The 26,430-nt window shown below is 65.4% G+C and carries 15 protein-coding genes; 11 read left to right on the top strand and 4 right to left on the bottom strand.

All coding sequences use genetic code 11. From position 1 onward, the window contains the following. Positions 1 to 23 precede the first annotated feature (23 nt). The 3 genes from smc to lysX are packed head-to-tail and all read left to right on the top strand — an operon-like array spanning position 24 to position 10,385. On the top strand, positions 24 to 3,521 hold the full coding sequence (gene smc, locus CHEID_RS06140; protein ID WP_273660991.1) for a chromosome segregation protein SMC: 3,498 nt from the start codon (positions 24 to 26) through the stop codon (positions 3,519 to 3,521). Continuing rightward, entirely contained in the window at positions 3,511 to 7,071 is a 3,561-nt protein-coding gene (locus CHEID_RS06135) for a hypothetical protein (protein WP_273660990.1), read from the top strand. Before smc ends, CHEID_RS06135 begins: the two co-directional genes overlap by 11 nt. A gap of 32 nt (positions 7,072 to 7,103) precedes the next feature. Beyond that, the gene (gene lysX, locus CHEID_RS06130) at positions 7,104 to 10,385 is read left to right on the top strand and encodes a bifunctional lysylphosphatidylglycerol synthetase/lysine--tRNA ligase LysX (protein WP_112770157.1); all 3,282 of its coding nucleotides are present in this window, start codon (positions 7,104 to 7,106) and stop codon (positions 10,383 to 10,385) included. Here lysX and CHEID_RS06125 read toward each other — a convergent pair. Beyond that, positions 10,382 to 11,671, bottom strand: a complete 1,290-nt coding sequence (locus tag CHEID_RS06125; protein WP_273660988.1) for an alpha/beta hydrolase — start codon at positions 11,669 to 11,671, stop codon at positions 10,382 to 10,384. The two genes, lysX and CHEID_RS06125, sit on opposite strands and share 4 nt — an antisense overlap. Positions 11,672 to 11,722: 51 nt before the next feature. Between CHEID_RS06125 and ftsY the strand changes: the two genes are divergently transcribed. The 3 genes from ftsY (at position 11,723) to ffh (ending at position 16,364) form a co-directional block, all read left to right on the top strand. After that, positions 11,723 to 13,051 (top strand): signal recognition particle-docking protein FtsY, encoded by a 1,329-nt coding sequence (gene ftsY, locus CHEID_RS06120; RefSeq protein ID WP_112769041.1) that lies wholly within the window; start codon positions 11,723 to 11,725, stop codon positions 13,049 to 13,051. 157 nt (positions 13,052 to 13,208) lie between these two features. Further along, positions 13,209 to 14,648, top strand: coding sequence for an ammonium transporter (locus CHEID_RS06115; RefSeq protein ID WP_112769042.1), 1,440 nt, complete (start codon positions 13,209 to 13,211; stop codon positions 14,646 to 14,648). 111 nt (positions 14,649 to 14,759) lie between these two features. Beyond that, positions 14,760 to 16,364 carry a signal recognition particle protein gene (gene ffh / locus CHEID_RS06110; protein ID WP_112769043.1) on the top strand — a complete coding sequence of 535 codons (1,605 nt, stop codon included), beginning with the start codon at positions 14,760 to 14,762 and terminating at the stop codon, positions 16,362 to 16,364. Positions 16,365 to 16,427: 63 nt separating this feature from the next. Here the strand turns inward: ffh and CHEID_RS06105 are convergent, their stop codons facing one another. Together CHEID_RS06105 and CHEID_RS06100 are read right to left on the bottom strand one after the other, a co-directional pair. Then, positions 16,428 to 16,973 carry an RBBP9/YdeN family alpha/beta hydrolase gene (locus tag CHEID_RS06105; RefSeq protein ID WP_112769044.1) on the bottom strand — a complete coding sequence of 182 codons (546 nt, stop codon included), beginning with the start codon at positions 16,971 to 16,973 and terminating at the stop codon, positions 16,428 to 16,430. Positions 16,974 to 17,069: 96 nt separating this feature from the next. Next, positions 17,070 to 18,554 (bottom strand): protein adenylyltransferase SelO, encoded by a 1,485-nt coding sequence (locus tag CHEID_RS06100; RefSeq protein WP_273660986.1) that lies wholly within the window; start codon positions 18,552 to 18,554, stop codon positions 17,070 to 17,072. Positions 18,555 to 18,768: 214 nt separating this feature from the next. Between CHEID_RS06100 and rpsP the strand changes: the two genes are divergently transcribed. The 4 genes from rpsP to trmD all read left to right on the top strand — a co-directional run bounded on the left by rpsP (position 18,769) and on the right by trmD (position 22,239). Beyond that, positions 18,769 to 19,257, top strand: a complete 489-nt coding sequence (gene rpsP / locus CHEID_RS06095) for a 30S ribosomal protein S16 (RefSeq protein ID WP_112769046.1) — start codon at positions 18,769 to 18,771, stop codon at positions 19,255 to 19,257. A 166-nt stretch (positions 19,258 to 19,423) separates the two neighbouring features. Then, the gene (gdhA, locus tag CHEID_RS06090; RefSeq protein WP_112769047.1) at positions 19,424 to 20,767 is read left to right on the top strand and encodes an NADP-specific glutamate dehydrogenase; all 1,344 of its coding nucleotides are present in this window, start codon (positions 19,424 to 19,426) and stop codon (positions 20,765 to 20,767) included. A gap of 32 nt (positions 20,768 to 20,799) precedes the next feature. Further along, positions 20,800 to 21,351, top strand: a complete 552-nt coding sequence (gene rimM / locus CHEID_RS06085) for a ribosome maturation factor RimM (RefSeq protein ID WP_112769048.1) — start codon at positions 20,800 to 20,802, stop codon at positions 21,349 to 21,351. Between the two features lie 9 nt (positions 21,352 to 21,360). After that, positions 21,361 to 22,239: a tRNA (guanosine(37)-N1)-methyltransferase TrmD gene (gene trmD, locus CHEID_RS06080; protein WP_112769049.1), complete on the top strand. Its 879-nt coding sequence runs from the start codon at positions 21,361 to 21,363 to the stop codon at positions 22,237 to 22,239. On the opposite strand, the gene betA is transcribed toward trmD, so the two are convergent. Next, complete coding sequence (gene betA, locus CHEID_RS06075) at positions 22,236 to 24,005, bottom strand: choline dehydrogenase (RefSeq protein ID WP_438825429.1); 1,770 nt, start codon at positions 24,003 to 24,005, stop codon at positions 22,236 to 22,238. The genes trmD and betA overlap by 4 nt on opposite strands. Before the next feature lie 325 nt (positions 24,006 to 24,330). Between betA and betT the strand changes: the two genes are divergently transcribed. Next, on the top strand, positions 24,331 to 26,430 hold the full coding sequence (gene betT / locus CHEID_RS06070) for a choline BCCT transporter BetT (RefSeq protein ID WP_112769051.1): 2,100 nt from the start codon (positions 24,331 to 24,333) through the stop codon (positions 26,428 to 26,430).

The raw sequence follows: 26,430 nt of genomic DNA, 5'->3' as shown, positions 1-26,430 counted from the left end.
CGCCGGTGAGTTAACATGTGCGAATGCATTTGAAGTCGCTGACGCTCAAGGGGTTTAAGTCCTTCGCGTCCTCGACCGTGCTCAAGCTAGAACCTGGGATCTGCGCGGTGGTGGGGCCCAATGGATCGGGGAAGTCCAACGTCGTGGATGCCCTGGCCTGGGTGATGGGGGAGCACAGCGCCAAGACGCTGCGCGGCGGAAAGATGGAGGATGTCATCTTCGCCGGGGCTGGTGACCGCAAGCCGCTGGGGCGGGCGGAGGTCACGCTGACCATCGACAACTCCGACGGCGCCCTGCCCATCGAATACTCCGAGGTCTCCGTGACCCGCCGCATGTTTCGCGACGGGGCCAGCGAGTACGAGATCAACGGGGCCAAGGCCCGGCTCATGGACATCCAGGAGCTGCTCAGCGATACCGGCATCGGCCGGGAGATGCACGTCATCGTCGGCCAGGGGCGGCTGTCCCAAATCCTCGAATCCAAGCCGGAGGAGCGCCGCGCCTTCATTGAGGAGGCCGCGGGTGTGCTCAAGCACCGCAGGCGCAAGGAGAAGGCGCAGCGCAAGCTTGTGTCCATGCAGGCCAACGTCGATCGCCTGCAGGACCTCACGGAGGAGCTCCGCCGGCAACTCGGCCCCCTGGCGCGGCAGGCGGAGGCCGCGCAGAAGGCCTCCATGGTGCAGGCGCGGATCCGCTCGGCCCGGGTGATGCTCACCGCCCACGCCGCCCATACCCTCTCCGCCGAGTTAGACCGCACAACCCGGCGCTCCGCGGAGCTCGCCGAGCAGGTCGCGGAACTCCAGCAACAGCACGAGCAGAGCAGTGCCGAGCTGAATCGGACGGAAGAGGAGCTGCGCACCGCCCTGGAGGCCGCGGAATCCGCCCGGACCCTGTGGTATCGCCTTTCGGCCGTCGCGGAGAAGAACGCCGCCACCATCCGCATCGCCCGGGACCGCGCGGAGAACGTGGAGGAAGCTGCCTGGACCGGCCCGGATCCCGCAGGCCTCTTGGCAAGGGCCGAGCGGGCGGAGGAGGAGCAGATCGAGCTGGACGAGGCCGTGGAAGAGGCCTTCGAGCGGCTGGAGACGCTTCGGGAGGAGGTTCAGGAGCGGGAGGAGGCCGCCCGGGAAGCGGACCGGGAGCACATGGCACAGGTCCGGGCCATTGCAGACCGCCGGGAGGGGGCGGTGCGTTTGCTGACCCAGCACGAGGCCGCCCAGGCCCGGCTGGATGCTGCCAAACAGGAGGCGGCGCGCAGCTCGGTGGCCGTGGAGCACGCGCAGGAGGCGTTGGAGGCGGCCGAGGGCGAATCCCAGGTGGCCGCGCAGCAGGGGGACGAGGCCCGCGGCGCCGGGGAGGGGCTGGAGGAGGCCATGTCCCGGGCGCAGCGGGAAGCTGCGAGTGCGGAAGCGCACGCGGAGAGCATTCGTGACCGCGAGCGCGCCCTGGAGCGCGAGATCGCCTCCCTGCAGGCGCACATCGGGGCCTGGGAGGATCAGTTGCGCCCGGCGGAGGGGGCGGCGGTAGCGGTGCGGGCAGCTCGGCAGTTGGAGGCCAGCGCCCGCAGTGTCGCGGAGGCCGTCACGGCGGAGGGGGGTTGGGCGAAGGCCCTGTCCAGCGCGCTGGGGCCGGCGGCGGTCCACGGCGTGATCACGCCTGGGGATATGTCCATTGTGGACGCCATGGTCAGCGCGCTCGCCGAGGCGGAGCAGGGGCGCGCGGTTCTGCTGGCGGAGGGGGATGGGGAGCCCTGGCGGCTGTCCACCACCCCGCCGGTGGGGACGTGGTTGCTGGATCACGTGCGGGCACCCAAGGAGCTGGCGGGGGCGCTCACGGCGCTGCTCGTGGATGTCGTGGCTGTGGGGGATGCTCAGCAGGCCCGGGAGGTGGTGGAGAAGGATCCGCGGCTGCGGGCAGTGACCCGGCAGGGGGTCCTCTTCGGGGCGGGGTGGGTCGCTGCCGGGGAGGGGGGATCCACCCCGGTGGACTTGGCCGAGAAGGTGCGCCGGGCCGCCGAGGAAGCAGAGGCCAAGCAGCGCGAGCTGGCGGACATCCGGGCCAGCCTGGAGGGGGCCCTGGAGGCTGCGGCCCATCTGCGCTCCACGGCCGCCGGCGCGCGGGCCGGGCTCCACGAACACCGGGCGGCGCTGCGCGGTGCTGAGCAGCGCGAGAAAGCGGCGGCCAAGGCTGTGGAGGCCGCGCGCCGTCAACTGGACCGGGCCACGGCGGAGCGCAACCGAGCGGAGGCCGCCGTGGATGAAGCCGATGCCCACGTTCTCCAGCTCGCGGACCGGGTCTCGCGGATCGAGGACACCGAGGAGCAGGCCCAGCCCTCCACGGCGGCGAGGGATGCGGCCGCGGCGAGCCTGGGCCAGGTCAAGGCGATGGAGACTGAGGCGCGCCTGCAATTGCGCACGGCGGAGGAGCGAGCCGGGGCGGTCCGCGGCCGAGCCGAGGGCCTGCGCCGGCAGGCCCGCCAGGAGGAAGCGGCTCGCAAGCAGCACGAGGTGGCCCGGGCCCGCCGCGCCGCGGCCCGTCAGTTGGCGCAGACCGTGCTGGAGCAGGCCCGCCGCGTGGGTGCGCGCATCGACGATGCTCTGGCCCGCGCCGAGCAGGACCGCACCCTCACCGAACACACCCACAAACAGTGGCAAGCCACGATGGGTACCCAGCGCGATCGGGTCTCCGCGCTGGTCGCGCAACTCAGCCGCAGCACGGACAGCGCCCACGAAGCGGACCTCGCGCGCAGCCAGGCCCAGTTGAAGCTGGAGCAGGCGCTGACCCAGGCGATGGAACAGCTCGGCATGAACGCCCAGTCCCTGCTGGCCGAAGAGCTGCCGGAGGACTTTGACCGCGTCGAGACGGCAGCTGAGCTCAAGAAGGCCGAGCGGGACCTGGGAAAGCTGGGCAAGGTGAACCCCCTGGCCCTCGAGGAGTACAAGGCCCTGGAGGAGCGCTACTCCTTCCTGTCTAACCAGCTCGACGATGTAGAGCGGGCCCGCTCCGATCTGCGGGAAGTCATCGAGGACGTGGACGACACGATCCTTACCCTGTTCACGGAGGCCTGGCGGGATGTGGAGGCCGAGTTCCCGAAGGTCTTCGCCACGCTCTTCCCCGGGGGCGCGGGCCGTCTGGTGCTCACCGACCCGGAGGACATGTTGACCACCGGCATCGAGGTGGAGGCCCGGCCCCCGGGCAAGAAGGTCAAGCGGCTGTCCTTGCTGTCCGGTGGGGAGAAATCGCTAACCGCGCTGGCAATGCTCGTGGCTATCTTCCGCGCCCGGCCGAGCCCCTTCTACGTCATGGACGAGGTGGAGGCCGCGCTGGACGACGTCAACCTGCGCCGCCTCATCGCCCTGTTCGAGGAGCTGCGCAAGGACAGCCAGCTCATCGTCATCACCCACCAAAAACCCACCATGGACGTAGCGAATGTGCTTTACGGCGTGACCATGCGGGGAGACGGCGTGACCAGGGTGATCTCGCAGCGGATGAACTCGTCTAGACTCGTCACCCGTGACCGCTAGCCCCATCGCAGACCTCGCAGATACCCTCCTTACCTGGGCTTCCAGCACGGAAGCGGACCTCGCCGCCCGCTTCGCCGAGCTGGACCTGTTCGTGGACTTGGATACCGGGGGCGATGACCTCGAGCGGATGACCCGGTTCTACGGCACCTTCCTGCGCCGCCAACTGGCGGCCGGCGCGGATCTAGCGGGACTCCTGGCGGCTTGCCCCGCCCTGACTGCCGCCACGCTCCTCACCCGCGCAGCCCGGCTCAACGAGGTCCGCGAGCTACCCCGGGAGTATTGGGCCGGCCTGGAGCTGGAACCCACCGCAGACCGGCTCGCCCTCATCGAGGGGCGCTACCGTGACCTGCTCTCCGCCGCCGGCCTAGACCCAGTGGACTCCGCCTCCACCGGGCCCGACGGGGAGCTCGGCCGACTCTTCGCCCACGTCGGGTTAGCTACCGACTGGATCCCCGAGATCATCGAGCTCATCGACGAGCGCTTAAACGCCGGGAACGAGCAGCCCGCCGCCGAAGAAGCCGCCGCCATCGTCGCCGCCCTCGCTAAGCAGGACATCCAGGCCGGCCCCCTCTGCGCCACCCAGCCGGAGCGCGCCGCCCGCCTCATCGAGCCCATCGTGCGGATCGTCCACCACGCCCACGAACACCCCCATAGCTGGCAGTACACCCTGCCCTCCCCGCAGGAGCTGGGTCTGCCCGCGCTCGTGCGGGAGGACGTTATCGAGGAACTCCGGGAACGCCCGGCGGGGTTGGTGGACCGGCGTCACCGTGTTGGCGTCGCCCATAGAGAAAACCAACCGCGCATCCGCCTGGACGCGCCCCGCAACCGCGTCGTCCTGCGCCTGCCCGCCCAGCACCTGGAGAACACCCCCGGCGCCGAAGTGCGCTGGCGCCTCGACTTCGACGGCCACCCCGCCGCATTCCGCACCGGCCGTGCCGACCGCCCGGGCCAGGACCTGCAGCCGGAGCAGCAGCTCAGCGAGATCGTGGACATCCCCATCCGCCGCCCGCTGCGGGAGATCTCGGTGCGCAACACCACCGACGGCCAGCACTGGAGCCTGCCCCTCGTGGACACCGAGGATCCCGTGCTCATCTTCAGCGCGCGGGGGATGGACCTCACCGACCGGGCCTGTCTGCACCACTCCAGCGTGTGGGTGGTCTGCCCCGCGGATGCGAGGGCCGTCGACCTCGTCCGGGACCGGGACATTACCGTGGAGCAGGAGCACAACGTCAAGGCCTGGGAGGGCTGGGTCATTCGCCTGCTGGATCTGACGGAGGCGCTAAGCCTGCACGTCGGCCAGCCGGGCCAGCGCCAACCCGCGATGGCGGGGGTGCGCGCCGTGGACCCCCGACAGCGGGTGCGCTTCAGCGATGGGGGAGAGGCCGTGTGGGCCGTGCAGACGGCCACCGGCAAGCAGGTCTACTCCGACGGCCTCCAGGTCGAGTTCCCCCCGACGATCTCCGGCGCGACGGAAACGTGGTACCTCTCCGTATCCGCGTATGCCGGGCCCGGGGAGGTGGGGGAGGATGTCTCCGAGGAGGAACCGCTGGAGGTCCCGGCGGAGGGCGGGGTGTTCGAGGTCTTCGACCCGGATGCCTACGACAGCCCCTGGGTGGGGGAGTACCTCGTCCGGCTGCGCGGGCCCCGCAACGAGTCTTTCCGGCACGAGCACGCCATCATCGAGGGGCTGCGGGTCGCCGCGGACAGCCAAGGCCCTGCGGCGAGCACGCGCCTGCCGCTGTCCGGGGGCCTGTCGGCGGTCACCGTGCGCCTGCTGCCGGGCGATAAGCCCTTCGAGACCCTTCCGCCGATCGCCATCGGCCCGCAGGAACGCTACGGCACCGCCGTCGTGGAAACGGATGCGGGGGATGCCCTGCCCATCGTCATCCTGCCCCCGCGCCTGCGCTACCAGCTCCCCCTCATCGGGGAGGATCCCATGTGGCGCACGGAGGCCATCACCACCGCCGCGGCCTGGATCAACACGGCGGCGAAGTTCCGGGTGCGCCCGGGCAGTGGCGTCCACAGTTCCCATTCCGAGGACCCCGCCATCGACAATCCCCGGATCGTTATCCGCAACCGCCACGGGTCCCCGCAGCGGACCATGCCCCTGCACACCGTAGACAACATCACCTGGGTCGCCGAGCTGGGAGCGGGTGCGGCCTCCCTGGCCAGCCTGGCGGAGGGGAGCGTGGAGCTGGAGTTCACCGACGTGGGCACGGGCAAACGGATCAGCGTGCGCATCGCCAACATCCGAGCGCAGGAGCAGTGGAGCGCCGTCTACGAGCAGACCGCCGACGCGCAGGCTCAGTTGCGTTTCGACCAGGCCCCGGATTGGTCCCAGGCCTGGGTGTGGCCGCTGACGGCGCCGTGGGAGCCCGCCCGCACCGTCCACGTCGGCGGCGATCACGTGGCCCACCTCCCCGCGGAACTGGTGGGGGCCGGGCCGCTGGCCGTGCAGTTGCATGCCCCCGATCGCTTCTCCGACCTGCGGGCGCCCGTGGGGCCCGGGCAGCGCAGCGTCACCGTTTCCGCCCCCGGCTCTTTCGGTCTTGGGGACGCCACCAACTTCGCCCAGCTCTCGGCATTCCTCGCCGCAGATGAGCACGACCTGCCGGAAATCCCCACCGCCCCGGAGGTTCTGCCTACCCTGTGGGATGTGCAGGCCGGATGGCTGCAGGGCCGCACCGACATCACCCAGCCGGTGCTGAACAAAATCCGGACCGCGCTGACCCGGCATCCCCGCGAATCCGTGCACGCGATGGCCCAGTCTCTCGTGCCCGCGCAGGATCGCCCCGCCCAGTTCATCGCCTCCGGGCTCGTGCACTCCAGCTTCGCCGCGCCGGAAGGGCCGGGGGAGCGGACCGGGGCCGTGTGGATCTCCGCCCTGGAGATCATGGGGGAGTGGGCCTGCCTCAACGAGGACGCCGAACCCGACCGTAGCCGCGCGAAAGCCCTGCTCCAGCAGTTGGCGGAGATCGCGGGGAGCAACTTGGCCACCACCGTCCACACCGGGCGGGACACCTCCTTGGAGACCGCCTGCATCGACCACACCACCGTGCAGATCGCTCACATGGACCCAGCCCAGCAAGCCGCCGTATTGGACATGTTCTTCGGCGGGGCCGGAGTGGTTCCCGGGGCCCTCTCCGACGACAACAGCCGGCTCATCGCCGTGTTCGACACGTTCACCCACCGACAGGAGCTCTCCGACCTGTTGGCGGATCCCCAGTTGATGACCACCGCAGTGAGCGTGCTGCGCCGGATCAAGTCCACCAACCGGCAGCTCTACGTTTCCGCCCGCGTCCGGCTCGACCGGCTGGAGGGAGTGGATACCGAGGATGCCCGCAACCGTTGGGCCCTGGCCCCGGTGATCAGCATGATCTTCGCCCTGGCGACCCGCATGCACGCCCACGGTCACCTGCAGAACCTGGGGAAGTTGCCCCAGGCCTACCCCGGCTGGGCGGAGATGGCGCGCCTCGTCCCGGACCTGGTCACCGGGGATCTCGCGGCGGCGGATGCCATGGTTTTAGGGGTGTTCGGCCCGGAGGCTTGATCGGCGTGCAATTGTGACTGATTATGTCCCGCATGGCAGTCAAAGCATCCGGCGGATATACCGCGTTTCCCCGTTTGTTCGGTGCGTTCATGTGCGCCTACGCGGTATTCGGGATGTTCCTCTCGCTCGCCGGGTTCCTGCAGCGCTCCTTCCACGGCGTGCAGCGCCTGCTCGGCTTCCTCTTCCCCATGCCCGTGGGCTCCTTCGCCTGGTGCGTGGTGCTCTTCCTGCTGGGCGGGGCCCTCATGGCCCGCAAGCGGGTGGGGTGGGTGATCATGACGGTGTTCGTGGTCCTGCTCAACGTCTCCAACGCGAACATCCTGCTGTTCTGGTCCGAGCAAGACCTGCCGCGCCACGATCACGGCTTCTACATCGCCGGGGCCGTGCTGCAGGCCGTGCTGCTGGTGCTGCTCATCCTGACCCGGCGGCAGTTCAACGCCCGCACGACAAAGGGATCCGTGTGGCGGGCGCTGGCGATGTGGGTCGGCGGATCCGCGGTGGTCTCCGTGTTGGGGTTCCTGCTGGTGCGGGAGGTCCCCGGGCGCCTGCCCGTCGATGAGCACTGGCCGTGGGTCCTGAACCACGTCTTCGCCCTCGCCGTGGCGGAGAACGAGTACTTCACCGGCCATCCGCCCCGGTGGGTGGCTCTTGTAGTCTCCTCTGCCGCCGCCCTGGTCATTATCTGCTCGGCGTGGTTGCTGTTGCGTTCCATTCGCGAGGATTCCAGCATGTCCGCCAAGGACGAGGCGGCCGTGCGCGCGATGATCGCCAGGTTCAACGGCGAGGACTCCCTGGCGTACTTCGCCACCCGGCGCGACAAGTCCGTGGTGTACGCGCCGGACGGGCGGGCGGCCGTGACCTACCGGGAGCACATCGGGGTCTGCCTGGCTTCCGCGGACCCCATCGGGGATCCGAGTAGTTGGGATGCGGCCATCCAGGCATGGCTCGAGCACGCCCGCACGTACGGCTGGGTCCCCGCGGTGATGGGCGCCTCCGAGCGCGGGGCCCGGGCCTACCGGCGACACGGCCTCAGCGTGACTCAACTGGGCAACGAGGCCGTGGTGCACACCGATCAATTCCGACTCAACGACCCCGAGTTCAGGTCGGTGCGCCACTCCGTTGCCCACGCCCAGCGCAAGGGGCTCAGCGTGCGCATCCGGCGCCACAGCCAGTTATCCGAGAAGGAGATGCAGGACGTTATCCGGCGCGCCGATGCCTGGCGGGATACCACGGAGGAGCGGGGATTTTCCATGGCCCTGTCCCGGCTGGGGGATCCCGCCGACGGGGACTGCGTGCTGGTGGAGGCCCTGCAGGGCGACAGCGGGGAGGTAGTGGGCCAGCTTTCATTCGTGCCGTGGGGCAAGGATGGGCTGAGCCTGGACCTCATGCGCCGCGCCCGCAGCGCCCCCAACGGCACCGTGGAGACCATGGTGGCCCACCTGTGTGCGACCGATCAGATTCGCGTGCGGCGGATCTCGCTGAACTTCAGCGTGTTCCAGCAGGTCTTTGTTACGGAGAACAAACTCGGCATCGGGCCGTTGACTCGGCTCAGCCGCAAGGTCCTGGTGTTCCTCTCCCGCTGGTGGCAGATGGAAACGCTCTACCGCTCCAACGAGAAGTACCGGCCCCAGTGGGTGCCCAGGTACATCTGCTTCGGGGATTCCCTGTTGATGCCGCGCATTGGATTGGCGTCCGGAATCGCCGAAGGCTTCGTACCCTCCCTTACACCGAGCCGCTCCACGCGGACCACCACCACCTGGGTCCGCCACGACCCCGGCGCCCAGGCCGCCTACGCCAACACAGAGACGTTCCGGCAGGAACTGTCCGCGCCCTCCATCAGCCGACGCGTTCCGGAGCAGGTGGGGGTGCGCATGGCCGCCGCCGAACGCATGCAACAGCGCGGCGTGGACCCCTGGCCCGGAGCGGTCGTCCCCACCGCCCGCTGCGCCGAGATCGCGGATCTGCCGGATAACTCCCCGGCCAGCATCGCCGGGCGCGTGACCGCCCGCCGCTGCTTCGGTGGGGTGACCTTCCTCGTGGTGGAGGACTTCCACGGACAGGCCCAGATGATCATCGAACGTCGGGGCGGGCAGGACCTCGCCGACGCAACTGCCGACGTGGACCTCGCCGACCTCGTGCGGGCCACCGGCACCGTGGGTTTTTCCCGCACTGGGCACAAGTCCCTGCTGGTGGAGAAGCTGGCCATCGAGGCGAAGTCACTGCACCCCCTACCCGACAAATTCCACGGGCTCACCGACCCGGAGCGGCGCATCCGCGACCGCCACTTAGAGCTCACCGTGAACCCGGAGGCCCGCAGCGCCGTGCTGGCCCGCGCCCAAGTCCTGCGAGCTTTGCGGGACGTGCTGCACGAGGACGCCTTCATGGAGGTGGAGACCCCCGTGCTGCAGCGCATTCACGGCGGCGCCAACGCGCGGCCCTTCATCACCCGCATCAACGCCTACAGCATGAATCTGTACCTGCGCATCGCCCCCGAGCTGTACCTCAAGCGGCTCATGTGCGGCGGGGCGGAGCGCATCTTCGAGCTGGGCCGGGTGTTCCGCAACGAGGGCGTGGACGCCACGCACAACCCCGAGTTCACCGTGCTGGAGGCCTACCAGGCCCACGGGGATTACGAGAGCATGCGCCTGCTGACCCAGCGACTCATCCAGGCCGCCGCCCGGGCTGTCCACGGGGAGTGCAAGGTGCCGGGGCCGGAACCGGGCACGTGGGTGGACATCTCCGGGGACTGGCCGGTCAAGACGCTCCACGAGGCCGTGTCCGAGAAGCTCAGCGAGCAGCTCGGCCGCGCCATCAGCGTGAACCCGGAGACGCCGGTGGGTGAGCTGACCGCGCTGTGCGAGGAGGCCGGGGTGCCCTGGCGCCCGGATTGGGATGCCGGGCAGGTCGCGCTGGAGATGTACGAACACCTCGTGGAGGAGACCACCCAGCGACCCACGTTCTACACCAACTTCCCCACCTCCGTGTCCCCCCTGACCCGCCAGCACCGCAGCATTGCGGGCGTCACCGAACGCTGGGATCTTGTCGCCTGGGGGGTGGAGCTGGGCACAGCCTACTCCGAGCTGACGGACCCGGTCGAGCAGCGCCGACGGTTGGAGCAACAGTCGCTCGCCGCCGCCGGGGGAGACCCGGAGGCGATGGAGGTGGACGAGGACTTCCTCCGCGCCCTGGAGTTCGGTATGCCCCCGACCGGCGGCCTGGGGCTTGGGGTGGACCGGTTGGTGATGCTCATCACGGGGCACACCATCCGCGAGTCGCTCGCCTTCCCGCTGGCAAAGCCGCAGGGCGGGCGCTAGCCCTCCGGGGGGAGCTGCCCGCGGTCGACGACGAAGCCGAAGGTGCGCCGGAGGGCTTCGCGCCAGGCTTCGTAGGTGTGGCCGCCGGGAACGAGCTCGAAGGCGGTGTGCATCCCCGCGCGGGCGGCGACCCGGTTGAGGTCGTAGAGGTCGTGTACGGCGTTCGTGTCGTGATTGCCGGCGACGAATCGGCCGTGGATGTGGGGGAAGGTCCGGTGGCTCATGATGTCCTCCGGGTTGCGGGAGCGGAACAGGGCCTCGTTGCCCTCGAAGGCCGCGTCGATCGTGGCTTTCTCGTTGCCGCCGATGTTGGGGGTCTTCTCGCCGGAGAAGTCCAGGAAGCTGCCGTACGCGGTGGAGTTGTTGGTGATGATCTGTAGCGCGCAGGTGCCGCCGTAGGACAAGCCGCCGATGGTCCAGCGGGATTGATCCCCGGTTGCGCCAAACTCTGTGCGCAGCCACTGCGGGATGTCCACCGAAAGGTAGGTGTTGACGTTGCCCAAGGGGGAGTCCGTGCACACCGGGTTTTTCCACTGGCCCCCGGAGGAGTCCACGGCCGCGATGATGGGGGCCAGACCGTGGTGGGTGCGCTGATAATCGTCGGCGACATCCGCGGCCAATCCCTGATCGAACCAGTCCTCCGGGGCTCCCGGGACTCCGTTAAGCAGGACGAGCACCGGGAGCTGGGGGCGGGGGGAGGTGAACCAGGCCGGGGGGAGGTAGACGGAGGCGGGGCGCGCGTGGAATCGGCTCATCGGGGCCGGTGGCGTGGTGGTGACCAGGGAGCCCTTGGCGCGCATCCGGGTTGGCGGGCGCCACTGAGAGGTGCTCGTCGTGGGGACGTCTCGGTGTAGCTGGGTGGTGGTGATGGGGGTGTAGCTGGGATCCTCGGCGAGGGTGGACACCAAGGGGTAGAGCACGAAGGCCTGGTTGGCGCTGAGGAGCGCGACGGTGAGGGCCACGCTGAGGGGGATCAGCGCCCAGATGCGGCGCCAGTCCTGGGAGATGCTGTAGGACGCCATCAACAAGCTCGCGAAGAAGAACGCTCCGCCGAGGATGAATAGTGGGGGTATCTCGGATAAGGAAAGACGGAAGCCGAAGACAGTGAGGCCCACACCGATGGCGCAGATCGCTGCGGCGAATACCAGGCTGAAGACGGTTGCGCGCACACGGTGACCAAGGGGTACGGCGGCGACGAGCGCGGCGAAGGTCGCGGCGGCCACGGCCGCAAGGATCCACGTGATATACGGCCCCGTCAGCGGGATCTCACGCAGAAAGGCGGGCATGGTGGCACATGGTAGCGGCAGCGAAGTGCGTCATCTGTTTGACTGGGGGGTATGAATCTCTCACCGGTCGTGTGGATAGTTATTGTTGTCGTCCTTGTCATCCTTCTGGTGACGCTGCTCGTCGTCTTCGGGTTGCGTCGGCAGAAGGAGAAGCAGATCTCCTTTGAGCCGAAGCAGGAGATTGAGCAGCAGAAGCCCGGTTCGGGCAATTACCAGGCGAAGGGGGGATTCGACTTCACTGCCGGTGGAGTGGGCATGCTGGAGAAGGAGCCGGTGCGGCGGCCGGAGGTTGAGACTGAGACGAAGCCTGAACCTGAGGCGGTGCTGGAGCCGGAGGTGGTGCCTGAATCTGAACCTGAACCTGAACCTGAGGCGGTGCCGGAGCCGGAGCCTGAACCAGAACCTGAGGTGGTGCCTGAGCCGGAGCCTGAACCCGAACCTGAACCCCGCGAGGAGATTGCTCCCGTCGCCGGGCGGTTGGGCAAGCTGCGGGGACGGATGGCGAAATCTCAGAACGTCATTGGCCGGGGTGTCCTGGGAATCCTTTCGGCCGGCGATCTCGACGAAGACTCCTGGGAAGAAATCGAGGACATTCTGCTCATGGCGGACCTCGGCACCAAGACCACCCTTGCCGTTGTGGAGGATCTTCGGGAGCGGATCGCTACCCACGGTGTTTCCAATGAGCAGGAAGCCCGGGCCCTTTTGCGGGAGTCCCTCATCCAGGCCTGCAAACCAGACCTGGATCGCAGCATCAAGGCCATGCCCTATGAGGGCAAGCCCGGTGTGATCATGGTTGTGGGCGTCAACGGCACAGGAAAAACGACCACAACCGGCAAGCTATCCAGGGTTCTCATCGGAATGGGACGCACCGTGCTCCTCGGCGCAGCGGACACCTTCCGTGCCGCCGCCGCCGACCAGCTAGAAACCTGGGGCCGCCGGGTGGGGGCACGCACAGTCCGGGGCAAGGAGGGGGCGGACCCGGCCTCCGTGGCCTTCGACGCCGTGGCCCGGGGCACCGAAGAGGGAGTGGATGTGGTTCTCATCGACACCGCCGGTCGATTGCACACCTCCGTCGGCCTGATGGACCAGTTGGGCAAAGTCAAGCGGGTGGTGGAAAAGAAGGCCAAGGTCGATGAGGTGCTCCTCGTCCTGGACGCCACCGTCGGGCAAAACGGCCTCATGCAGGCTCGGGTCTTCCGGGACGTGGTGGACATCACCGGAGTCGTCCTCACCAAGCTGGATGGCACCGCTAAGGGCGGCATCGTCTTCCAGGTGCAGGAGGAGCTCGGGGTACCCGTCAAACTCGTGGGACTCGGCGAGGGAGCCGACCACCTCGCGCCCTTCGAAGTGGAAAGCTTCGTCGACGCACTTCTGGGCTAGGCCGTACCCCCAAACCGGCCACACCCGGAAACACAACCGAAACAAAACACCGTTTTTTTAACTGCCCCGAAACATCGCTGCACGTCTCGGCGAAACACAGGCCCCGTTCAATGGGAAACTAGCCATATTTAGCCCACCTGAGGAGAACCGTTTCCTAATGACACCGGATCAAACCGCCGCAGCGAGCGGCAATGCGTCATGGATATTGATGAGCGCGGGGTTAGTGTTGCTGATGACGCCAGCACTAGCGCTCTTCTACGGCGGCATGTCACGCCAGAAATCCGCCATCAACATGATGATGATGTCCTTCGGTTCCCTCGGCGTCGTGGGCGTGGTCTATGTCCTGTGGGGCTGGTCTATGTCCTACGGCAAGGAGTCCTTCGCGGGGATCGTCGCCAATCCCCTGCAGTACTTTGGGCTGCGGGATTCGGTCACGGATGCGGCGGGTAACTACCTCGTTGGAGATCACGGCTACGCCAACGTCATCGACATTGCCTTTCAGGTGACTTTCGCCTCCATCACGGTTGCCATCATCTCCGGCTCCCTCGCTAACCGCGTGAAGTTCTCAACGTGGTTAACCTTCACCCTGCTGTGGGCGACCCTCTCTTACTTTCCCATGGCCCACATGGTTTGGGGTGGCGGTCTGCTCTCCGGGAATGAGAACGGTTTGGCCGCGATGATGTTCGGCACAGTCAAGGACGGGGCAGATACCGTCGCCGCCATCGCTCCCATCGACTTCGCTGGTGGCACCGTCGTCCACATCAATGCGGGCGTGGCGGGCCTGGTGCTCGCCGTCATCATCGGCCGCTCCCACGGGTTCATGGAATCCATGCAGCGGCCGCACAACGTCCCGCTGGTTATGCTTGGCGCGGCATTGCTGTGGTTCGGTTGGTTCGGATTCAACGCCGGTTCCGGTTTCGCCGCGGATGGGCTGGCCGGCCTGGCCTGGTTAAACACCACCGCCGCCGCTTGTGCCGCGATGCTGGGCTGGCTGCTGGCGGAAAAGCTGCGTGACGGGCACGTCACCTCCGTCGGCGCTGCATCCGGTGTGGTTGCGGGTCTGGTCACCATCACCCCCGCAGCTGGAGCGCTGACCCCGCTGACGTCGCTGATCGCCGGGTTCATCGGCGGCATCCTCGCAGCCATCGGCGTGGGCCTGAAGTACCGGTTTCGGTTCGACGATTCCCTGGATGTGGTCGGCCTGCACCTCGTCGCCGGTATCTGGGGCACGCTGTGCATCGGCTTCCTTGCGAAGGGCAGCGGCATTCTTACCGGTGGCGGCGCCGACGGCTTCAAGCTGCTCGCCGTCCAGGCCGTGACTGCGGGCGGGGCTGCCATCTACTGCGCCATCATCACCATGATCCTCGGCCTGGCTCTGAAGGCAACCATGGGTTGGCGTATCTCCGGCGACGACGAGATTGCTGGCATCGACACTTCCCACCACGGCGAGTCCGCCTACAACTACGAGGACTCGACGATGACCGTGGACACGGGGGTCAACGCCATCCCCGAGGGCGCCGTTGCCGCCAGCCGCAACAAGGGGGCCCGGGGCACTAGCCGCACCTCCGAGGTGGACGACGCGGTCGATCTCGACTAGGCCGCCATTTCCGGTTGCTCATCTCCCCCGGCTGTACAGTGGGGGAGATTATCGTGTGTGCGCAACAACACGGTGGAATCATTGTCGCTGAGGTAGGGAGCTAGCAGAAGCGTGTTCGAGTCGCTATCAGACCGTCTATCCGGAGCGCTCAAGGGCCTGCGCGGTAAGGGGCGCTTGACGGAGGAGGACGTCAACACGACCGCCCGCGAGATTCGGCTCGCGTTGCTGGAGGCAGACGTCTCCCTGCCCGTCGTGCGCGCCTTCATCAAGCGGATCAAGGAACGCGCCAACGGGGTTGTGGTCTCCGAGGCGCTTAACCCCGCGCAGCAGGTCATCAAGATCGTTAACGAGGAACTGCAGGGGATCCTCGGCGGGGAAACCCGCCGGCTCAATTTGGCCAAGAACCCGCCGACGATCATCATGCTCGCCGGCCTGCAGGGTGCCGGTAAGACGACCCTGGCCGGCAAGCTCGCCCGCCATCTGGCCAAGCAGGGGCACACCCCGATGCTCGTGGCCTGTGACTTGCAGCGCCCGGGCGCGGTGCAGCAGCTCCAGATCGTCGGTGAGCGGGCCGGTGTGCCTACGTTTGCCCCGGATCCCGGCACTAGCCTGGACTCCCACGATCACGAGCTGGGTACGAGTCACGGTGACCCCGTCGATGTCGCACAGCGCGGCATTGAGGAGGCCTACCGCACTCAGCACGACATCGTCATCATCGACACCGCCGGTCGTCTGGGCATTGACGAGGAGCTCATGCGCCAGGCCCGGAACATCCGGGACGCGGTGGAACCGGACGAGGTCCTGTTCGTCATCGATGCGATGATCGGCCAGGATGCGGTGACGACGGCGGAGGCCTTCCGGGATGGCGTCGACTTCACGGGTGTGGTCCTGACCAAGCTGGACGGCGACGCCCGCGGTGGTGCCGCGCTTTCCATTCGGGAAGTCACCGGCAAGCCCATCATGTTCGCCTCCACCGGTGAGAAGCTGGAGGATTTCGATACCTTCCACCCGGATCGAATGGCCTCCCGCATTCTGGGCATGGGGGATGTTCTCACGCTCATCGAGCAGGCCGAGCAGGTCATGGACCAGGAGCAGGCGCAGAGCTCCGCGATGCGCATGGCCTCCGGGGAGCTGACGCTGGAGGACTTCTTGGATCAGATGATGATGATCCGCCGGATGGGCCCAATGGGCAACATCCTGAAAATGCTGCCCGGCGGTTCCCAGATGAACCAGTTGGCGGACATGGTCGACGAGAAGCAACTCGATCGAATCCAAGCCATCATTCGCGGCATGACCCCCGCCGAACGACGGGATCCGAAGATCCTCAACGCCTCCCGGCGCAAGCGCATCGCTAACGGTTCAGGCGTGAGCGTCCAGGAAGTCAACCAGCTTGTCGAGCGGTTCTTCGAGGCCCGCAAGATGATGTCCAAGATGGCCGGGCAGTTCGGAATGGGCGGCCGTTCCGCCACGAAGAAGCAGAAGCAGCGCAAGGGCAAGAAGGGTAAGAAGGGCAAGAACAACCGGCCCCGCGGGGGACAGCGGCCGAACGTCGGCCCCAACGCGATGCCGCAGGGGATGCCCCAGGGAATGCCACAGGGTATGCCGGATCTCAAGGCCCTTCAGCAGCAGATGCCCCCGGGTTTCGAAGACATCGACTTCTCCAAGTTGGATTTCGGCAAGATGGAGAAGAAGGGCAAGCCGCCCCGAGGCCGGTAAACCCAACTATCGGGAATCGAAATCCCCCGGCCAGCACCGGCGTCCTTGCCGCGACAATTGGCCCTAGTATTCCGCGAATTGACCGATAATCTCGTCGATCCACGGCCATTGCCCAAATCCGTCGTTCGTCGCGAAATGTCCTCCGCTTTCGAAGTGGTGGTGCGGGGAAACCTGCCACTGGCGAGCGAATTGGCGTGCCCTCTCGCTCGTCAAAAAGGGATCATCATCGCTTGTGACCAACAGAGATGAGTATGGGATAGGCGTAGATGGGAGCGGTGCCTGGGGAGAAATAGCGGGCAGGGCCCGTTGGGCTTCCACATCTGCTGGCGCCACGAGGATCAGTGCCTTCACTCGCCGTTCGATGGGCATCTCACATGCCCATTGTGCAACTGCTACAGCCCCGCAACTGTGACCTACCATAAGGATGTCGTCTTGCGCTGGGATCCTGTCCACCGCTGCTTGGATTCCTTCTATCCAGCTTTGACGCTCGACCAGGTCCCAGGACTTCTGCTGGACCCTGAGGGTATGTGTGAATTTACCCTCGAGAAGGGTCTGCCAGTGATCGGGGCCTGAATTCGTATACCCGGGCGAGATCAGAATGGTCGTCATGGGGAAGCTCCAATGGGATCTCTCAGAGGAATGGTCCGTAAACACGCAGGCTATATCGACATCAGTAGGCCCTGCAGCAACCAGGCCCGGCGGCGATTAAGTCCCGCAGTATGTGGTCGTTTTGGCCGCGTCCGGGTGAGCGGGCCGGTCCAACTCCCGCACGTCGGCGCTGTCCCGGAAGGGATGGGTGACCGCATCCAGAAGCCGCAGGTAAGGCCCCATGTCGCCTGCTTCTGCGTTGCCGAGTGCCGCGTTCAGAACGTGGTTGCGGGGAATAATGAGGGGATTAACTTCGGCCATGGCGGCGCGGTCCGGCCGGAGGTCGCCCCAGCGGGCGATCCAATCGCGCAGTTGCGGGGTCGGAGCCTCCACGGTTCCAGCGGCCAGGTCTCGGTAGGCCAGGTCCCGGTAAAAGTGGTGCATGTCGAGCTCGGCGGCGTGCAAGGTCCCCGGCAGTTCGTCGATAAGGGCGGTAGCCACGTCCCGGGTAGCAGGGTCGGCTTGTAGATGGGCGCTAAGGCCGAGTGTTCGGCCCATGTGTGCCAGCCACGCGCGTCGGTATACGGCGGGGAAGCCCTCCAGCTCAGCGCCGATGGCCTCCACGTCTACGAGGGGGAGCATCGCCTCCGCCAGCCGGGCAAGGTTCCACATGATGATGGAGGGCTGGTTCCGGTAGGCGTAGCGCCCGTGGGTGTCCACGGAGCTGAACCAGGTGTCGGGGTCTAGGCGGTCTAGAAAGGCGCAGGGGCCGTAGTCGATGGTCTCCCCGGACAAGGTGGTGTTGTCTGTGTTGAGCACGCCGTGGACGAAACCCAGCCGCATCCATTGGGCCACCAGCTCGGCCTGCCCCTGGCACACCGCTCGGTACAGGCCCAGGTAGTCCCCCTGGGGCAGGTGAGGATAGTGCCTTTCCCGGGCCACACCTAGCAGGCGAGCCAGCGGGCCGGTGTTCTGCTCGGTCTGCAGGAGCCGGGCGTACTGGACGCTTCCCACCCGCAGGTGGCTGCCAGCGACCCGCACGAGGATCGCGCCCTGCTGGTGTTCGAACACCCCGGCTTTGTCGGGGTCGGTGGTGTTGGGTCGCACGATCTGCGCCCCGGTCCGAATGACAGCCAGGGCTCGGGTAGTGGGAACCCCTAGCGCGTGCATCGCTTCGCTGACCAGGTATTCGCGCAGCATTGGTCCCAGCGCGGCATAACCGTCCCCGCCGCGGGAGAAGGGGGTGGGGCCGGATCCTTTGAGGTGGATGTCCACCGTTTGGCCGGCGGGCGTGTGTAGTTCCCCGAGCAGCACTGCGCGCCCGTCGCCGAGGCGCGGGGAGAATCCGCCGAATTGGTGGCCGGAGTAGCCCTGGGCGACCGGTTGGGCTGCCGGATGCAGCCGCGTGCCGGTGAGGAACCCGAGGCCGTCGGGTGTACGCAACCAGTCGGGGTCCAGGCCCAGGTCCTCGGCCAATTTCTCATTAAAGACGCCAAGCTCCGCGCCCTCGGCGCTGCGGGGAGTGTAGGAAACGGACATTTCCGGAAGCGCGGAGGCGAAGTGGTGGTGGAGGGTGGGGAGCTGGCCAGGGTGGTGGGGCATGGCCGCCAGTGTAGGTAAGCGCTGGGGGCTTTTGGCCAAACCGCGACAGCGCAGGTAATATGGCTCAGGTTGTTTTCCCCTGCGTTACACCGAGATCCGTCTACGGTCGGCCGGTGGTCACGCGCAGGTTAAACCTCAAGGGCTGAACCGGCTCGCACGCTAGGTGCGGGCGTCCTGAACTGCCCAGTGACCAAGAAATGAGAAGGAGCCTGTCATGGCCGTCAAGATCAAGCTGCAGCGCCTCGGCAAGATTCGGACCCCCGAGTACCGCGTCGTGGTTGCCGATTCCCGGACCCGCCGTTCCGGCAAGGTGATCGAGAACCTGGGCATCTACCAGCCCAAGTACGATCCCTCCATCATCGAGATTAACTCCGAGCGGGCCCAGTACTGGCTCGGTGTGGGCGCTCAGCCCACGGAGCCGGTTCTGGCCCTGCTGAAGGTGACCGGGGACTGGCAGAAGTTCAAGGGCTTTAAGGGCGCCGAGGGCACCCTGAAGGCTCAGCCGGAGAAGACCTCCAAGCTGGACCTGTTCAACGCTGCTCTCGCCGAGGCTGCGGATGCCCCCACCGCGGAGGCCATCACCGAGAAGAAGCGCAAGGCCCGCGAAGAGGCCGAAGCAAAGGCTGCCGCGGAAGCGGCTGCTGAGGATGAAGTCGACGAACAGCAGGCGAAGTCCGAGGCCTCGGAGAACGCCGAAAACTAGGCGTCGGGTCTGGTTTTCCTGTAGCTACTGGTCCCTCTACGCCACCGATATACGGTGCTGTAGGGGGACTCCCTATTCGGCACGGGGGTAATAGCTTTCGCAGATGAGGCTGCGAACGTAGTGTTGATAGCTATCTACTGTGAAACCCTGCACCAAGGAGGCCGTGATGTCCGTTGACTCGACGATAAAGGGTTACTACGACAAGATCCTAAACCGGAATCCCGGTGAGCCGGAGTTCCATCAGGCTGTACACGAGGTGCTGCAAAGTCTGAAGTTCGTACTCACAAAAGATGCACATTATGACGACTTCGGGTTGATCGAGCGGATGGTCGAACCGGAACGTCAAATTATCTTCAGGGTTCCCTGGGTCGACGACACCGGAGTCGTGCAGGTTAATAGGGGCTTCCGAGTGCAATTCAATTCTACGCTTGGGCCCTACAAAGGTGGTTTAAGGTTCCATCCTTCGGTCAATCTCGGGATCGTTAAATTTCTAGGGTTCGAACAAATTTTCAAAAACTCCCTCACAGGCCTGCCGATCGGAGGCGCCAAGGGCGGGGCAGACTTCGATCCCAAGGGTAGAAGTGATCGTGAAGTCATGACCTTTTGTCAGTCGTTCATGACGGAGCTCCATCGACACATAGGCGAGTATCGGGATGTTCCGGCCGGTGATATAGGTGTTGGTGGTCGCGAAATCGGTTATTTGTTTGGTCAGTACCGCCGTCTCACAAACGAATACGAATCGGGCGTCCTCACTGGAAAGGGACTCAAGTGGGGAGGCTCCCTGGTGAGGACCGAGGCAACTGGTTACGGCGCCGTCTACTTCACCCAAGAGATGCTCAGCGCAGACAAGCAGCGCTTTGACGGGGCTCGTGTTACCGTTTCGGGTTCCGGCAATGTCGCGATTTACGCGGCTCAAAAGGCGCAGGAACTAGGTGCCACCGTGATTGCAATGTCCGATTCTTCCGGGTACGTACATGCTCCCGACGGGATCAATATCGAGTTGCTCAAGGATGTTAAGGAACGCCGACGGGGGCGGATGTCGGACTACGCTGCAGAGGTTGATCGTGTCACCTATCGAGACTCGGGGAGCATTTGGGACATTGAAACTGACGTGGCACTGCCGTGCGCGACCCAGAACGAGCTCGACGGAGAAGCCGCGAAGACTTTGGCGGATCAAGGGTGTCGTTATGTCGCAGAGGGAGCTAATATGCCCTGTACGGCAGATGCCGTGGACGTCTTCCGCCGACGGGGTATCCACTTCGCACCTGGCAAAGCCGCGAATGCCGGTGGGGTGGCAACCTCGGCTTTGGAAATGCAGCAAAATGCGTCTCGCGACTCCTGGAGTTTCGGCTACACGGACAAGCGGCTGCGTTCGATCATGAGTAACATCTTCCAAACCTGTGCGACCACAGCAGAGGAGTACGACCAACCGGGCAATTACGTGGTGGGTGCGAACATCGCGGGATTCAAGAAGGTCGCAGACGCCATGCTGGCGCAGGGCGTCATATAGCCATCGACAAGGAGAGGGCGCCAACACGCGGCATGGACAAAGTGCGCATTGGGCGAGTGGTAAAGCCCCACGGTGTTCGCGGCGAGGTCGTCGTAGAGGTGACAACGGACGATGTCAACCGCCGCTTCGCGCCCGGAAGCCAGCTCGATGGAGTGCAGGGGACGCGAGGAAAGACCTTAACGGTACGGGGGATGCGTCCGCACCAGGGTCGCATGCTAATCGCCTTCGAGGAAATAACGGACCGTACGAGTGCCGAGTCTTTGCGTGGACTGAGCTTCTACGCCGAACCGCTTCCGGAGGAGGATGGTGAATCCTTCTACGACGACGAACTCGTTGGTTTAGCGGTCCACAACGGGCTTACCCGGATAGCTTCGGAGGGTTGTGGTCCCAGTATCGGCCATATATCAGGCGTTCAGCACACCCCAGCAGGGCAACTGCTCGAGGTTCTAATCGATGAGGGCTCGAATCTACCCAATGCGGGACGAAGTGTTCTCATCCCCTTTAAACGGCCGATTGTGCCCATTGTGGATTTGGAAGCAGGTTTGATCGTGATCAAGCCGCCCGAAGGTTTGCTGGAGCTGTAGGTAGCCATCATGCGTCTCGACATTGTGAGCATATTTCCTGAGTACTTCGAGCCGTTGCGACACGCCCTGGTGGGGAAGGCCCTCGAAACAGGGATCCTGGACATTCGAATACATAACTTGCGCTCTTGGGCTAAAGACGCGCACAAATCTGTGGACCACACCCCCTATGGGGGAGGACCTGGCATGGTGATGACACCAACCGTCTGGGGGCCCGCGCTGTCAGATGTGGCCACGATGGCTGGCCCTGCCGGTGCGCAGGCTTCCCTGACAACGGCTGCACAACACCGATTGAATGTAACCGCAACAGAGGGTGCTGGGGACGATGATAGGCGCTGCGATGATGTCGCTAATGAAATCCCTACCCTGATTGTTCCTACTCCCACAGGGAAGCTGTTCACCCAGGCGATGGCCGAAGAGTGGTCCCAGCGCAGCCGCTTGGTCTTCGCCTGCGGTCGCTATGAGGGGATCGACCAAAGGGTTATCGAGGATGCCGCGAGAACCTATCGCGTGCAAGAAGTAAGTATCGGTGATTACGTGCTCATCGGCGGGGAGGTTGCGGTTCTGGTGATTGCTGAAGCTATCGTCCGCCTAATTCCGGGTGTGCTGGGCAACCAGGCCAGTCACCAAGAGGACAGCTTCCAGGACGGCCTGTTGGAGGGTCCCAGCTACACCAAACCGAGGTCCTGGCGGGGGCTAGATGTCCCGGAGGTGCTGTTCAGCGGAAACCACGCGAAGGTGGCGCGGTGGCGGCGGGAGCAATCCTTGCGGCGGACGCTGGCGAACCGGCCGGAGCTGATCGAGATCCTGCGGCGACAGGGAGGTCTCGGCGCTGACGACGAGGACTTCCTCAAGGGGATTCAGGGCGGCCCCGCCAGCAACCAAAACTAGTCTGCCGCACCCGGGATGGCCTGCGTGTGATCCCGCACGGCCTCGCCCTCGGCGTAGAGCGGCATATCCTGCTTGGCCCGGTAGAACGGCACGTTCACGGGATTGAGCGGCTTGCGGCCCCGGATGAGGTCGGCAGCCTTCTCTGCGAGCATCATCACCGGGGCATAGATGTTGCCGTTGGTGATGATAGGCATGACCGAGGCGTCCACCACGTAAAGGTTCTCGCACCCGTGTACCTGCATGCTGTCCGGGTCCACCACGGCCATGGGATCTTCCGCCGGGCCCATCTTCGCCGTGCAGGAGGGATGGAGGGCTGTCTCCGCGTCGTTGCGGACCCACTCCAGGATCTCCTCGTCCGTCTCTACCTGCGGCCCGGGGGAGATTTCCCCGTCCGTGTATTCCTTCATTGCCGGGGTATCCAGCAGCCGACGGGACACGCGCACGGCTTCCACCCACTCCCGGCGATCCTGGCCGGTGGCCAAGTAGTTGAAGATGATCTCCGGCTTGACCTTCGGGTCCGGGCTCGTGATGTGGACGTGGCCCAGGGTGTCCGAGTACATCGGCCCCACGTGGAATTGGAAGCCGTGGGTTCCCTCCGGCTGGGTGCCGTCGTAGCGCACCGCCATGGGGAGGAAGTGGAACATGAGGTTCGGGTAGTCCTCGGCGTCGTTGGAGCGGGCGAAGCCCCCTGCCTCGAAGTGGCTGGTGGCCACCGGCCCCTTCTTCGTCAGTAGCCACTGCAATCCCAGGAAGGGGCGGCGCCACTTCTTTAGATAGGGCTGGGAGCTCACTGGCTTCGTCACGTTGTACTGGACGTACACTTCCAGGTGGTCCTGGAGGTTCTCGCCAACTCCGGGCAGGTCCTTGCGGACCGGGACGCCCGCCTTCTCCAGTACCTCCTTCGGCCCCACGCCGGATACCTGCAGCAACTGGGGTGTGTTGAAGGCGCCGCCGCACAGAATCACCTTGTCCGCATAGACGCGGCGCTTGGCACCCTTCCACTCGTATTCCACGCCCACTGCGCGGGTCCCCTCGAAAAGCACCTTCGTGGTCAGGGCTCGGGTGCGCACATCCAAATTCTTGCGGCCCATAACGGGATGCAGGTAAGCGCGGGCGGCCGACAGGCGCTTGCCGCCGAGGATGTTGCGGTCGAAGGGGGCAAAGCCCTCCTGCCGGTAGCCGTTGACATCGTTGGTGAGGTTGTACCCGGCCTGTTGCACCGAGCGGAAGAAGGCCTGGAACAGCGGGCTGGTCGCCGGACCGCGGGTGAGCTTCAGCGGCCCGCTGTGGCCCCGGCGGGGATCACCCGGTTCCGCGCCCAGGGCCGTTTCCATCCGGTTGAAGTAGGGCAGGACGTGGGCAAAGTCCCAGTTTCCCATTCCCTTGAGGGCCCCCCACTTCTCGTAGTCCATGGGGTTGCCGCGCTGGAAGATCATGCCGTTGACGGAACTGGAGCCGCCCAGCACCTTGCCGCGGGCATGGTAAATCCGGCGGCCATTCATCTCCGGTTCGGGGGCGGACTCGTACATCCAGTCGTAGTGCTTGTCCCCGATGGGGAAGGAGAATGCTGCGGGCATGTGGATGAACAGGTCCCATAGGCTGTCCGGGCGCCCGGCCTCGAGCACCAGCACCTCGGTGCGGGCGTTCTCGCTGAGCCGGTTGGCCAGGACGCACCCGGCAGAGCCTCCGCCGACAATCACGACGTCGCGCCGACGGTCTTCGATCACCTCCCCGCTGCGGTCATGGCGGGAGTAAGCGGCGCGAATCTTCTTCGTCAGAGCCAAGGATGCGGCCTTCCTTTCTTTAACCGGACATACGGGTAGCAGGTAAGCAGCCCCGTAGACATGCCCGTAGACATGGATGCGATATTCCCGATGTTAACGCGCGCCGGGGTGCACGACCTATTCGGTGTGCAGACCTTTTCCTCGCGCCAGGCCACCACCGGAGCATGTGACATCTGACACTGCGGTGCCTTAGGTTGGTAAACAGCCCCGCGCAAACGACGTTTACCGAGGAGAGGTAACACCTGTGACACGTTCGGACGAAGAAAGGGAAGAATCCACGCCGAGAGTCATTGTCGGCACCTACAAGATGGGCTCTTCCACCTCCTACGGTGCGGAGGATATTCCCGCCCCGAAGGCCAATTGGCCCGTTTTCATCATCTCCTCAATCGGTATTCTGGCGGTGACCCTATGGGCTCGTTTTGCCCGCGAGAATGCCGAATCCACGCTGGGTAGCGTGACAAATTGGATTATCACCAATTTGGGTTGGTTCTATATCCTCACGGCGACTGTCGTGATCGTTTTTATCCTCGCCGTCGCCGCATCCAAGGCCGGTACTATTCGATTGGGCCCAGACCATTCCCGGCCACAATTCAGCCTCTTTAGCTGGGCAGCAATGCTATTCGCGGCGGGCATCGGGGTGGACCTGCTGTTCTTCTCCGTTGCGGAGCCGGTAACCCAGTACTTTGCTCCGCCCATGGGACCGGGGGAGACCCGCGAGGCCGCCCAGCAGGCGGTGACGTACGCCCTGTTCCACTACGGAATCTCCGGGTGGGCCATGTACGCCCTCATGGGCATGGCTTTCGGCTACTACGCCTACCGGTTAAACATGCCCCTGGCCATCCGCAGCGCGCTGTACCCGCTTATCGGAAAGCGCATTCACGGCCCCCTGGGGGAGGCGGTGGATATCGCTGCGGTGCTGGGCACCGTCTTCGGCATCGCCGCTTCCCTGGGGATTGGCGTGGTCCAGTTGAGTTACGGCCTGAAGCTGCTTTTCGGCTGGTCCGACGGACCCACCACCCAAATCGGACTTGTGGCGCTGGCAGTCACCGTTGCCACCGCTTCCGCCGTGTCGGGCGTGGATAAGGGCATCAAGCGCCTGTCCGAAATCAATGTGGTGCTCGCCATTGCCCTGGCCATCTACGTGGTGGTCACCGGACGGACCGGTTTTCTTCTGGACGCCCTGGTGCAAAACGTGGGTGACTACATCTCGGGCCTGCCCGGAATGACCATGGATACCTACGCTTTCTCGGCCACCCCCGATCAAACCAAGGCCTGGATGGCCAGTTGGACCCTGTTCTTCTGGGCCTGGTGGGTGGCTTGGGCTCCGTTTGTGGGGCTCTTCCTTGCCCGCATCTCCCGCGGCAGGACCCTGCGCCAGTTTGTCATCGGGGTTTTGACCATTCCCTTCCTCTTCATCCTCGGGTGGATGAGCTTTTTCGGTAACTCCGCCCTGGACCGGGTTCTGGGCGGCGACGTCGCCTTCGGGAAAGCGACGATGGAAGCCCCCCAGCGCGGCTTTTATGATCTGCTATCCACCCACCCCGGCGCCTCTATCCTCATCGCCCTAGCAACGCTGATCGGGCTGCTGCTTTACATCACCTCGGCTGACTCGGGGGCCCTGGTGATGAGTAACTTCACCTCGAAGATCAGCGACGCCCGGCAGGACGGCCCCGTGTGGTCTCGTATCTTCTGGTCCATCCTGATTGGCTTGCTCACCATTGTGTTGCTCCAGATTGACGGCGTGCTCACGGTGCAGTCGGCGACCATCGTCATGGGGCTGCCCTTCGCCTTCGTTATGTACGCCATCATGGCCGGGCTAGTCCGTTCCCTGCGGCTGGAAAATTACCAAAAGAGCGCATCTGCCGTGTCTATCCATGCCGCGATGTCCGGGCGCAGCGGCGCTGGGGAGCACCCCATGGCCTGGCGCCGCAGGCTGTCCCGGGCGAACACGTGGCCGGATGCCGCCCATGCCCAGAAGTACCTGGCGCAGACCGCCCAGCCGGCCCTGGAGGAGGTCGCCACCGAGCTCAACGACCAGGGGTACTCCGCCACCTTAATCACGGATACCGCCACCGATCTGCCCGTACGGTTCCTCGACCTGCGCGTGGGCATGGGTCAAGAGCAGGATTTCCGCTACCAGATCTATCCCGTCCAGCAGTCCGTGCCGGCCTTCACCCGCAACGTCGGAGCGGCCGCGGAAGGGGAGAAGTACTACCGGCTGGAGGTCTTCGACAACACCGGTTCGCTGGGCTACGACGTCTACGGGTATAACCGGGACCAGCTGATCCACAATGTGCTGGATCTCTACGAGCGCCACCTGCAGTTCCTGCACATGCAACGGGACCTGCCCGGCTCCTCCGACCTGTCCGACGGCGCAGATCCGGTCCACACTTGGGCCCAGGACTGA

The sequence above is a fragment of the Corynebacterium heidelbergense genome, assembly GCF_028609845.1.
GTDB classification, from domain to species: Bacteria; Actinomycetota; Actinomycetes; order Mycobacteriales; family Mycobacteriaceae; genus Corynebacterium; species Corynebacterium heidelbergense.
The sequence above is the reverse complement of the archived record's forward strand: the minus strand, read 5'-3'. Positions and strand labels throughout refer to the sequence as shown.

Bases quoted from the DNA above. Each gene is read 5' to 3' on its own strand.
- smc (WP_273660991.1), top strand. From the start codon at position 24: ATGCATTTGAAGTCGCTGACGCTCAAGGGGTTTAAGTCCTTCGCGTCC.
- lysX (WP_112770157.1), top strand. From the start codon at position 7,104: ATGGCAGTCAAAGCATCCGGCGGATATACCGCGTTTCCCCGTTTGTTC.
- CHEID_RS06125 (WP_273660988.1), bottom strand. From the start codon at position 11,671: ATGCCCGCCTTTCTGCGTGAGATCCCGCTGACGGGGCCGTATATCACG.
- ftsY (WP_112769041.1), top strand. From the start codon at position 11,723: ATGAATCTCTCACCGGTCGTGTGGATAGTTATTGTTGTCGTCCTTGTC.
- CHEID_RS06115 (WP_112769042.1), top strand. From the start codon at position 13,209: ATGACACCGGATCAAACCGCCGCAGCGAGCGGCAATGCGTCATGGATA.
- CHEID_RS06105 (WP_112769044.1), bottom strand. From the start codon at position 16,973: ATGACGACCATTCTGATCTCGCCCGGGTATACGAATTCAGGCCCCGAT.
- CHEID_RS06100 (WP_273660986.1), bottom strand. From the start codon at position 18,554: ATGCCCCACCACCCTGGCCAGCTCCCCACCCTCCACCACCACTTCGCC.
- rpsP (WP_112769046.1), top strand. From the start codon at position 18,769: ATGGCCGTCAAGATCAAGCTGCAGCGCCTCGGCAAGATTCGGACCCCC.
- gdhA (WP_112769047.1), top strand. From the start codon at position 19,424: ATGTCCGTTGACTCGACGATAAAGGGTTACTACGACAAGATCCTAAAC.
- rimM (WP_112769048.1), top strand. From the start codon at position 20,800: ATGGACAAAGTGCGCATTGGGCGAGTGGTAAAGCCCCACGGTGTTCGC.
- trmD (WP_112769049.1), top strand. From the start codon at position 21,361: ATGCGTCTCGACATTGTGAGCATATTTCCTGAGTACTTCGAGCCGTTG.
- betT (WP_112769051.1), top strand. From the start codon at position 24,331: ATGGGCTCTTCCACCTCCTACGGTGCGGAGGATATTCCCGCCCCGAAG.